The organism is Sphingomonas sp., assembly GCF_024508665.1.
Taxonomy (GTDB): domain Bacteria; phylum Pseudomonadota; class Alphaproteobacteria; order Sphingomonadales; family Sphingomonadaceae; genus Sphingomonas.
The window spans coordinates 541,707-552,301 of record NZ_JANINP010000002.1 but is presented as its reverse complement, the minus strand read 5'-3'; the positions used below and the strand labels follow the sequence as shown (position 1 = coordinate 552,301).

6 protein-coding genes are annotated in these 10,595 nt (G+C 63.9%); all 6 read left to right on the top strand.

Features of this window, described 5'->3' with window-relative positions; translation table 11 throughout:
• The coding region (locus tag Q0L25_RS05265; RefSeq protein WP_296612206.1) for a hypothetical protein at positions 1–181 on the top strand (181 nt) is incomplete at its 5' end.
• A 63-nt stretch (positions 182–244) separates the two neighbouring features.
• Positions 245–2,032 (top strand): type I secretion system permease/ATPase, encoded by a 1,788-nt coding sequence (locus Q0L25_RS05260; RefSeq protein WP_296612203.1) that lies wholly within the window; start codon positions 245–247, stop codon positions 2,030–2,032.
• Positions 2,029–3,369 carry an HlyD family type I secretion periplasmic adaptor subunit gene (locus Q0L25_RS05255; RefSeq protein WP_296612185.1) on the top strand — a complete coding sequence of 447 codons (1,341 nt, stop codon included), beginning with the start codon at positions 2,029–2,031 and terminating at the stop codon, positions 3,367–3,369. The genes Q0L25_RS05260 and Q0L25_RS05255 overlap by 4 nt, the downstream gene beginning before the upstream one ends.
• 103 nt (positions 3,370–3,472) lie before the next feature.
• Positions 3,473–5,011 (top strand): tryptophan halogenase family protein, encoded by a 1,539-nt coding sequence (locus Q0L25_RS05250; protein WP_296612183.1) that lies wholly within the window; start codon positions 3,473–3,475, stop codon positions 5,009–5,011.
• 181 nt (positions 5,012–5,192) lie between these two features.
• Entirely contained in the window at positions 5,193–8,213 is a 3,021-nt protein-coding gene (locus Q0L25_RS05245) for a TonB-dependent receptor (RefSeq protein WP_296612180.1), read from the top strand.
• 104 nt (positions 8,214–8,317) lie between these two features.
• On the top strand, positions 8,318–10,594 hold the full coding sequence (locus Q0L25_RS05240; protein WP_367184080.1) for a glycoside hydrolase family 3 N-terminal domain-containing protein: 2,277 nt from the start codon (positions 8,318–8,320) through the stop codon (positions 10,592–10,594).
• Position 10,595: the final 1 nt, after the last annotated feature.

Genomic DNA, 10,595 nt, shown 5'->3' with positions numbered 1-10,595 from the left:
CCGACCTCGGCACCGATGCCACATGGCATGGCGGCGGCGCCGCGGTCTCGATGCTCCACGGGTGAGCGATAAGGCGCGTCACGGCGATGATGTTGGCGCGACCGACTCCATCGCCACGCGCGGCATTGCCGCGGCGCAATCGCGTGAGGTGGAATCGTCTCCTCCGACTCTGGCAGCGTAACGATCCCATTGGATTCGTTCAGCTCTACGTCTATTGACGTGGCCGATCTGTAGAAAGCGTGCGATGTTGCGGCCGGGGGGCAGTAAGGAATCAGAAATCCGCGCCGCGCTGGCGAAGCTGCGCGGTGGGTTCGGTGCGATCGTCGCGCTCAGCGCGTTCATCAACCTGCTGACGATTACCGGCTCGCTATACCTGATGCTGGTCTATGACCGCGTGTTGCCGGCGCAGAGCCTGCCGACCCTGTTCAGCGTCTTCGCGATGATCCTAATCGCTTATGCCTTTTACGGCGTGTTCGACGTGATGCGGTCTAAGATGCTGGCCGACGTTGCCGCATCGCTCGACCGCTCGCTGTCGGGACGAGTCCAGGCGATCGAGGCGCGGATCGCGCTCGAACGGCCCGAGGCCAAGGAACAGGTCAGCCCGGTGCGTGACCTTGATCAATTGCGCGCGTTCATCGCCAGCGCGGGGCCGCCGGCGCTGATCGACCTGCCCTGGATCCTGCTGTTCCTGATCATCCTGACCGCGGTGCATTACTGGCTCGGCGTGGTGACCCTGGTCGGCATGCTGGGCCTGGCCGCGCTGACCCTGGTGGCCGAGCGTGTCAGCGGCCGTCATGTCGCGGCGGTGGCGCGCGCGGCGGCGAAGCGGCGCCTGCTCGCCGATCGCCAGTGGCGCCATGCCGAGATCATCACCGCGCTCGGCATGCGCGACCGGCTGATGCTGCAATGGCGGCGGATCCATCACGACTATCTCGACCAGCAGGCGACGCTGACCGACGCCACCGCGACTTTGTCGGGGATCAGCAAGGTGGCACGGATGGTGCTGCAGTCGGTCGTGCTGACGGTCGGAGCGATGCTGGTGATCGACGGCAAGGCGACCGCGGGGATCATCTTCGCCAGCTCGATCCTGTCGGGCCGCGCGCTGGCGCCGGTCGATGCGGCGATCGCCAATTGGAAGCATTTCGTCGGCGCGCGCCAGGCCTGGGCGCGGCTCGACACCTTGTTCGGGCAAGTCCCGCCGCCGGTCGGCGAGCGCACCGAATTGCCGCCGCCGGCCAAGTCGCTGACCGTCGAGAATCTCTCGCTGACGCCGCCGGGCAGTCAGGTCACCAATGTTGCCGGAGTCAGTTTCCAGGCGCAGGCCGGACAAGTCGTCGGGATCATTGGCCCCAGCGCGTCTGGCAAGTCGTCGCTGGTGCGCGGCGTGCTCGGCGTGTGGAAAGCGGCCAAGGGTTCGGTCCGGCTCGACTCGGCGGCGATCCAGCAATGGGATAGCGAGACCCTGGGTCGCTCGATCGGCTATGTTCCGCAATCGGTCGAACTGTTCGCCGGAACGATCGCCGAGAATATCGCCCGGTTCGAGGTCGGGGCGCCGTCCGACGTGGTGATCGCGGCGGCCAAGGCAGCAGGCGTGCACGAGATGATCGTGCAATTGTCGGGCGGATACGACCTTCAGGTCGGCGAGGACGGCCTGCAATTGTCGGCCGGCCAGCGCCAGCGTATCGCGCTCGCCAGGGCGCTTTATCGCGATCCGTTCCTGGTCGTGCTCGACGAACCCAATTCGAACCTCGATCCCGATGGCGAGGTCGCGCTGGCGCGTGCGGTCGCGGGCGTGAAGGCGCGCGGCGGCATCGTCCTGCTGGTCGCCCATCGCCGCGAGATATTGAGCGTGGTCGACCTGTTGCTTGTGATGCGTGGCGGCACCGCGCAGGCGTTCGGGCCGCGCGACGAGGTGCTGGCCAAGCTCGCGCCGCCGCCACAGCAGACGCCACGGTCCGATCCGGTCGCGCGCGGTGGGAATGGCGGCAAGGGACCCGGCGGATTGGTCGTCAGCAAGAAGGCGGGACAATGACTGCGCAGGTTCCGCTCCACGCGTTCTGGCCCGATGCCGAGCCCGATCCGGGTGCCGAGCGGCTGCGTCTCCGCACACGGCGGGCCTATATCCTGATCGCCGCCCTGCTGCTCGGCTTCTTCGGTCTGTCGGCGATCCTCCAGGTCGGCGGCGCGGTGGTCGGCTCGGGCGAGGTCGCGGTCGAATCGAACGTGAAGACGCTGATCCATCCGACCGGCGGCATCCTCAAGGCATTGATGGTCCGCGACGGCGATCACGTCGTCAAAGGGCAGCTGCTGATGCGGCTCGACCAAGGCGTGTCGTCCGTCGGTGCCGAGTCCGCGGCGCTGGGTCTCGAGCAATTGCTGGCGCGGCGCGCGCGGCTGGAAGCGGAGCGCGACGGCGCCTCTTCGATCCAGTTCCCGCCCGACCTCACCACCAAGGCCGACGCGCGCGCCAGGGAAGCGATGGGGCGCGAGCGGCAATTGTTCGCCTTGCGCCGGCGCGAGCGCGACGGTTCGATCGCTTTGCTCAACCAGCGCGTGCGCCAATATGACGAACAGATCGCCAGCTATCAGGCGCAGATCGCGGCGATCGAAAGCCAGATGACGCTGATCGAGCCCGAACTGGCGGGGCTGCGCAAGCTCCACGACCGCCAGCTGGTGACGATCAATCGCCTCAACGAGATGGAACGCACCGCGGTCCAGATGAAGGGCAGCAAGGCCGCGCTCGAATCGAACATCGCCGAGGCGCGCGCGCATATCTCCGAGGCGAACGAACAGATTCTCAACGTCGACAAGCAGATCCGCAGCGACGCGGGCACCCAGCTTGCCGAGGTGGTCGGTCAGCTCAACGACCAGCAGGTGCGCGTCGCCACCACGAGCGACACGCGCGACCGCAGCGAGATCCGCGCGCCGCAATCGGGCGTGGTCGACAAGATCGCTTTTACCACGATCGGCAGCGCGGTGCCCGCCACCCAGCCTTTGCTCCAGATCGTGCCCGACCGTGACGCCATGATCGTCGAGGCGCGGATCCGCCCGCAGGATGTCGACCAGGTCCGCGTCGGCCAGGCGGCGCGCGTCACTTTCTCGGGCTTCAACCGCCAGACCACGCCCGACATCCCCGGCAAGCTGATCTTCGTCTCTCCCGATCTGACCGCCGACCAGCGCAGCGGACAGAGCTATTACCGGATCAAGGTGCGGCTCGACGCCGACGCGCTGGCCCGGGCGCCGCAGATCGCGCTCAAGGCGGGGATGCCGGCAGAAACGTTCGTCGAGACCGGCAACCGGTCGATCCTGTCGTTCCTGATCAAGCCGCTCCTCGACCAGTTGCGCTATTCGATGCGCAGCGAAGGCTAGGGCGCAGGCCGGCCGCTGATGTAACCGTTTACCGGGGCAGGATGACTGGGCTAATACAGGCAGCAAGGTGCCGTTACCGAGCGCCGCCCGGAGGATCACCCGCATGACCGCGCCCAATGCGCCGCTCAAGACCATCACCATCGTCGGCGGCGGCACCGCCGGGTGGATGACCGCCGCGTTATTGGGGCGACTATTCACTGGCTACAGGATCCGGCTGATCGAATCCGAGCAGATCGGCACGATCGGGGTCGGCGAGGCGACGATCCCGGCGCTGCGTACCTATATCCAGCTTGCCGGCATCGACGAGGCGGAGATGATCCGCGAGACCCAGGCGGCGTTCAAGCTCGGCATCGACTTCGTCAACTGGAAGAACGGTAACGACCGCTACTTCCACGGCTTCGGCGCGATCGGTTCCGACCTGCTGTGGCTGCACACGCATCAATTCTGGCTCAAGATGGCGGGGCGCCCTGGAGTGAAGTCGCTCGACCATTACGCCATCAACACCGTCGCGGCCTATCTCAACCGTTTCGCCCAGCCGGATACGAGCAACCCCAACTCGCCGCTCGCGGACATCGATTACGCCTATCATTTTGACGCCTCGCTGTTCGCGGCCTATCTGCGCAAGCGCGCAGAAAAGGACGGCGTCGAGCGGATAGAGGGGCGCATCGTCGACGTCTCGCTTCATCCCGAAACTGGATTCGTCACCCATGTCCGGCTGGAGGATGGCCGCGAGGTGGATGGCGACCTGTACGTCGATTGCTCGGGGATGCGCGGCCTGCTGATCGGCCAGGCACTCGGCATCGGGTATGAGGACTGGAACCAGTGGCTGCTCAACGACCGCGCGCTGGCGGTACCGTGCGAAAGCGTGTCGCCGATGACGCCGTATACGCGTGTCACTGCGCGCCAAAGCGGCTGGCAATGGCGTATTCCGCTCCAGCATCGGATCGGCAACGGCCACGTCTATTCGAGCAACCACATCTCCGACGATGAGGCTGCGTCGATCCTGCTCGCCAATCTCGACGGCGCGCCCCAGCGCGACCCGATGCAGATTCGTTTCAGACCGGGGAAGCGGATCCGCGCCTGGGAAAAGAATGTCGTCGCGATCGGTTTGTCGAGCGGATTCCTCGAGCCGCTCGAATCGACCAGCATCCACATGATCCAGACCGCGATTTATCGTCTGATCGCTCTGTTTCCCGGCACCAAGTTCGACGCCGCCGACATCGCCGAATACAATCTTCAGACCGATCTCGAATATGCCGATATCCGCGACTTCATCATCGCGCACTACAAGGTCACGCAGCGGTCGGATTCACCCTATTGGGATTATCTGCGGACGATGGACATACCGGACAGCCTGGCGGCACGGCTCGACTTGTTCGCCTCGTCGGGACGGTTCTTCACCCACGGCAAGGCGGAACTGTTTCGCGAGGAAAGCTGGGTTCAGGTGCTGATCGGTCAAGGGATTGCCGCGCGCCCCGATCCGATGGTCGACCTGATCCCCGACGACCAGGCGCTCGCGCACCTGCGTGATATCGAGGAAGTGATCGCTGACACCGCGCAGCGCCTGCTGCCACATGCCGAGTTCATCGCCCGGCTGCGCGGGGCATCCCCCGCCGTCAAGGTCGGCGTGCGCTTCAGCTGACTGGGGCTTTTTTGCCACAGGCGTGAATTGATGTCGTTGCCGGGATGTAACCAGTTACATTGGATGTTGTAACCGGTTACAGTTCGACGTAGAGCCAGGATGGTCATCGATTCGTGCCGCTCGGCGCGAACGCTAAGCGTGATCCGGCCGTAAGAGCCGGCATATTGGGAGGGAGAAGGGCATGTTCCGTAATTCTGTTCTGTTCGGTCGCGGCGCCATGTCGGTGTCGGCGCTGGCCGTCGCGGTCGTATTGGCCTGTCCTGCCCAAGCGCAGTCGGACATCGGCACGATCGAAGGTCATGTCGAGGGTGTTGCTGCGGGTACGGTGGTCACCGCGACCGACGCCAATACCGGGCAGAAACTGAGCGGCAAAACCGATGCGGGTGGCAATTACCAGATCATCGGCATTCGGCCGTCGACCTGGACCGTTTCGGTCGATGGCCGCGAGCCGCAACAGGTGCAGGTATTGATCGGGCAGACTGCCGTCGCCGATTTCGCCCCGCCGGCAAGCGAAAGCGCTGGGAAAGACATCATCGTCACCGGCATCACCCGCCGCGAGGTGCGCACCCCTACCGTCTCGACCAACATCACGCCCGCCCAGATCGAGAATATTCCGCAGAACCAGCGCAACTTCCTGAGCTTCGCTGCGCTCGCGCCAGGCATCAACGTCGCGCCGGGCGGCACTGCACAGATCCAGGCCGGCGCGACCAGCGCGTCGAATACCAACGTGCTGATCGACGGGATGAGCCTTAAAAACCCGATCAATCACGGTGGCATTTTCGGTCAGAATTTCGGCATCGGTAACCCGTTCCCGCAGTCGGCGATCCAGGAATACAAGATCGAGACGCAGAATTTCGATGCGTCGAACGGCCAGGTCGGATCGGCGCTGGTCACTGCGATTACCAAGACGGGTGGCAATGAGTTCCATGGCTCGTTCTTCCTAGAGGTCCAGCCGAACTCGTTCATTACGCAGCCCTATTTCGACAAGAAGAACAAGGTTCCGAAGCCCGAATATAATCGCAAGCAGTTCGGTGGCGAGTTCAGCGGTCCGATCATCAAGGACAAACTGTTTTTCTACCTCGCCGGCGAAGGAACGATCGAGAACCTCCCGGCCGCGACAGGCACCCTTATCAACCCGCCGGCGAACCTCGGATCGCAGATCAACATCTCGCACAACAAGGATTTCAAGCAGGGGCTTTATTTCGGAAAGCTCACCCTGCTCGCCGACGATCGCAACACGTTCAACATCGAAGCGTTCATTCGCCGCGAGAACAATCTGAGCGACATCGACGCCAACGCCACGTCGAGCCACGGTCGCACGATCCTGACGCATCAGGACCGCTATCAGTTCAACTGGAAATACTCAGGCGACAATCTGCTTAATCAGTTCAATGTCGCTTACGACAAATCGACCCAGTCGACCCCGTCGGTCGGCACCGGGCCTGAGTTCATCGTCTCCAACTTCGCCACCAATCCTGACTTCTCGACATACGCGCAACTCGGCACCAATTCGTTCGTCCAAGGGGACAGCACCAAATCTTGGACGGTCAAGGACGATCTGACTTATCGCGCCGGTCAGCATACGATCCGAGCCGGGGGACAGTTCGTCAGCTACGACATGGCGCGTACGGTCAATGACCATTTCAACGGCACGTATTTCTTTTATAACCCGGGTCCGGGCGGGAATTTCGACCCTGCGACCGCTGTGCCGTATGGCGCGCGCATTAACATCGCGCCGACTCCGACACTGAAAGGTAAGGATTCGCAATTCGGCGTGTACGTACAGGACGAGTGGCGGCCTGACGCGCACTGGACCTTCAATGCCGGCGTGCGCTGGGATTACGAGACCAACCCGCTCAACAACGATTACGTCACGCCGGACAAGATCGCGAACGCGCTACGTAGCTATCAGGGCTGGAAAGCGGCCGGGATCAACCCCGAGGACTATATTTCGAATGGCCACAACCGGAAGACCGAATGGGGCATGATCCAGCCGCGCCTCGGCTTCTCCTACGACGTCAAGGGCGACCGTGACCTCGTCATCTTCGGCGGCGTTGGCCGGTATTTCGATCGCAGCCTGTTCATCGAAGGGGTGATTGAGTCGCTGACCAATTCGAACTTCATTGCCACGGTGCCATTCTGCACCGGTCCGACTCCGCCAGGCGGCTGCGTCGCGTGGAATAACAGCTATCGCGACCCGAGCGCTCTCCGCGCGCTTGCAACGAACCTCAATTCGGGCGCGACCGGCGGCAGCGTCTTCCTGCTCAACAACAAGACGCCGATGCCGTTCTCGGACCAGATCGATTTCGGCGTCCGCAAGCGGTTCGGCGCAATCCAGGCCTCGCTGACCTTCTCGCACATTCGCTCGCACAACATCTTCCAGTTCGTGCGCGCCAATTACTTCGAAAATGGCTGGTATTCGCGTTACGTGACCCGCGACGCGAACGGCTTTGTCACTGGGTGCACCAACGGCGGCAACGCCTGGATTCAGGATAATAGCCCGGGCTCGCTTAAAAACGCGGACGGGTCGGCGGTACCTACCGGCATTTGCGCCGCGCAGAACGCCCAGCTTCCCGGGTTTAACGGCAAGCTGGACATCGGCCAGTCGAACGGCTCTGCCGATTACAACGCGATCTACCTGACGCTCGAAAAACCGTTTACCGACAAGAGCGTGTGGGGTTTCCAGACCTCGCTGACCGTGCAATCGGCGCGCAGCAATGATGCGATGGAATTGAACGGCGACGAGGTGTTCAACGCGACGTCGCAGAATGCGTTCGGCTGGAACTACGTCAATGGCGTGCCGAAGTGGAAGTTCATCACGACGGGTTCGTATCGCGCGCCGTTCGGGTTCATTCTGTCGGGCACTTTGGACCTCGAGTCGGGACCGTCCTTCGGTCACATCACATTCGACAATCCACCTGACGGGGCGTGCTGCCAGGGCAATTTCGGCGGCGTCTACTATCCGAAGCCGTTTATCGGCTACAAACGGCTCGACCTGCGCATTGCCAAGAAGTTCGAACTGCCGCCGGGCAGCGGCCAGGAAGTGACCGTCGATTTCGAGGTGTTCAACGCCTTCAACTGGCTCAACCGCACCTATTCGACCTGGGGCGCCGGTAGCGGCAACCCGGCGCCGCTGATCGAGAACGGTCAGGTCGGCAACGATGGACGACAGTTCCAGGCCGGCATCAAGTACAAGTTCTGATTTCGCGAGGTCGGGGGACCTTGCGGTTACAATGAGGGGAGGGAGTCCGGCCGGGCTGCCTCCCCCTTTTTTGCCCGAAGCCGGGCGCGACACAGGAGCAAGATGTGAACGTTCACCCTTCCCGCCGCGATCTCCTGAAGGGCGCGTCAGCGGTCGCCATGGTGTCGGCGGCGGTCCCCGCGCTCGCCAAGTCGGTCCCGGCGACCGATCCGTTCATCGAGCGGCTGATCGCCAGAATGAGCATTCAGGACAAGGCGGGGCAGCTGTCGATCTATTCCGACCCGCTGGCGGCGCGGACCGAGGGACCGGTGCTCAATCCCGGCATCGCCCAGCAGGGCCTGGAGGAACTCAAGGCCCGTATCCGCCGCGGCGAGATCGTCGGGCTGTTCAACGGCATCGGCACGAGGATCGGCCGCGAGTTGCAGAAGGTCGCGATCGAGGAAAGCCCGAGCAAGATCCCGCTCATCTTCGCCGGCGACGTCATCCATGGGATGAAGACCACCTTCCCGGTGCCGCTGGGGGAAGCGGCGAGCTTCGACCCCGGCCTGGCGGAGCGCACCGCGCGTGCGGCGGCGGTCGAGGCGTCGGCCAAGGGCATCCAATGGACCTTTGCGCCGATGGTCGACGTCGCACGCGACCAGCGTTGGGGGCGCGTGGTCGAAGGCTCGGGCGAGGATACCTGGCTCGGTGTCCAATTCGCCCGCGCGCGCGTCCGCGGCTTCCAGGGTCCGGACATTCGCGGCGACGATTCGATGCTCGCCTGTCCCAAGCATTTCGCCGCCTATGGCGCAGTGCAGGGCGGGATGGAGTATAACACCGCCGACATCCCCGAGACGACGCTGCGCGAAATCCATTTGCCGGGCTTCAAGGCGGCGTTCGATGCCGGCGCGATCACCACCATGTCGAGTTTCAACGACATTGCCGGGGTGCCGTCGACCGCTAACCATTACCTGCTGACCGACATTTTGCGCGGCGAATGGGGTTTCAAGGGGCTGGTGGTCAGCGACTACACATCGGAAGAGGAGCTGATCCTGCACGGTTATGCCGCCGATGGCCCCGACGCGGTGGTCAAGGCGCTGACCGCGGGATGCGACATCTCGATGCAATCGGGCCTCTATTGGAAGCACTTGCCCGATCTGGTGAAGACCGGCCGCATCCCGATGTCGGTGGTCGATACAGCGGTTCGCCGCGTGCTCTACGTCAAGAAGGCGATGGGGCTGTTCGCCAACCCCTATCGTTCGCTCGACCTGGTGCGCGAGGCGCGCGACGTCCGCCGCCCCGACGCGATCGCGCTGGCACGCGAGGCGGGACGCAAATCGATGGTGCTGCTCAAGAACGAGGGCAATCTGCTGCCGCTCAAGAAGCAGGGCAAGATTGCGCTGATCGGCCCGGCGGTGAGCCAGAAAGGCGATTATCCCGGCCCCTGGGCCAATTTCCCCGATTACGAGAGCTGCGTGACGGTCGAGGAAGGGTTCCGCGCCGCGCTGGATGGCAAGGCGAAGCTCAGCGTGACGCGCGGCTCGGACTATGAGGCGCCGATCGATGGCGAGATCGACAAAGCGGTACGGCTGGCGAAGGACGCCGATGTCGTCGTGCTTTTGCTCGGCGAGAGCGCCAGTATGTCGGGCGAGGCGCAGGCGCGTGTCGATATCGGCATTCCCGCGCCGCAACTGGCGCTGGCCGAGGCGGTCGCCGCGACCGGCAAGCCGATCGTCGTGCTGCTCCGCCACGGCCGCGCGCTGGCGCTGACCGGCGCGGTGAAGAACGCGCCGGCGATCATGGCGACCTGGTTCCTGGGGTCGGAAACCGGCAATGCGATCGCCGATGTCGTGTTCGGCGATTATGCGCCCCAGGGGCGCCTGCCGGTGAGCTTCCCGCAAGCCTCGGGACAGGAGCCCTTCTACTATAACCACCGCCGCACCGGGCGTCCGCAGCTGACCGACGACAAGGCCTACAAGGCGCGCTACCGCGAAGTGACCGACGAGCCGCTCTATCCGTTCGGTTACGGCCTGACCTATTCGGCGGCGAGCTATTCGGCGACGAGTGTCAGCGCGGCGGGCATCCCCTGGGCCGGTTCCGTCACCGTCACAGCGACTGTGACCAACACCGGCACGCGGCCGATGCACGAGGTCGCGCAGCTCTATATCAACGACAAGGTTGCGAGCCTGACCCAGCCGGTGCGCTCGCTCAAGGGCATCAAGCATCTCGATCTCGCGCCCGGGCAAAGCGCGACCGTGAGCTTCACGCTCAGCCGCGCCGATCTTGGCTTCGTCCATCCCGACAAGAAGAGCTATGCCGAGCCCGGCGCGTTCGATGTATGGATCGCGCCCAATGCGACGGCGGGCACCCCCGCCACCTTCGTCCTCAAGGCTGGAGCATAAA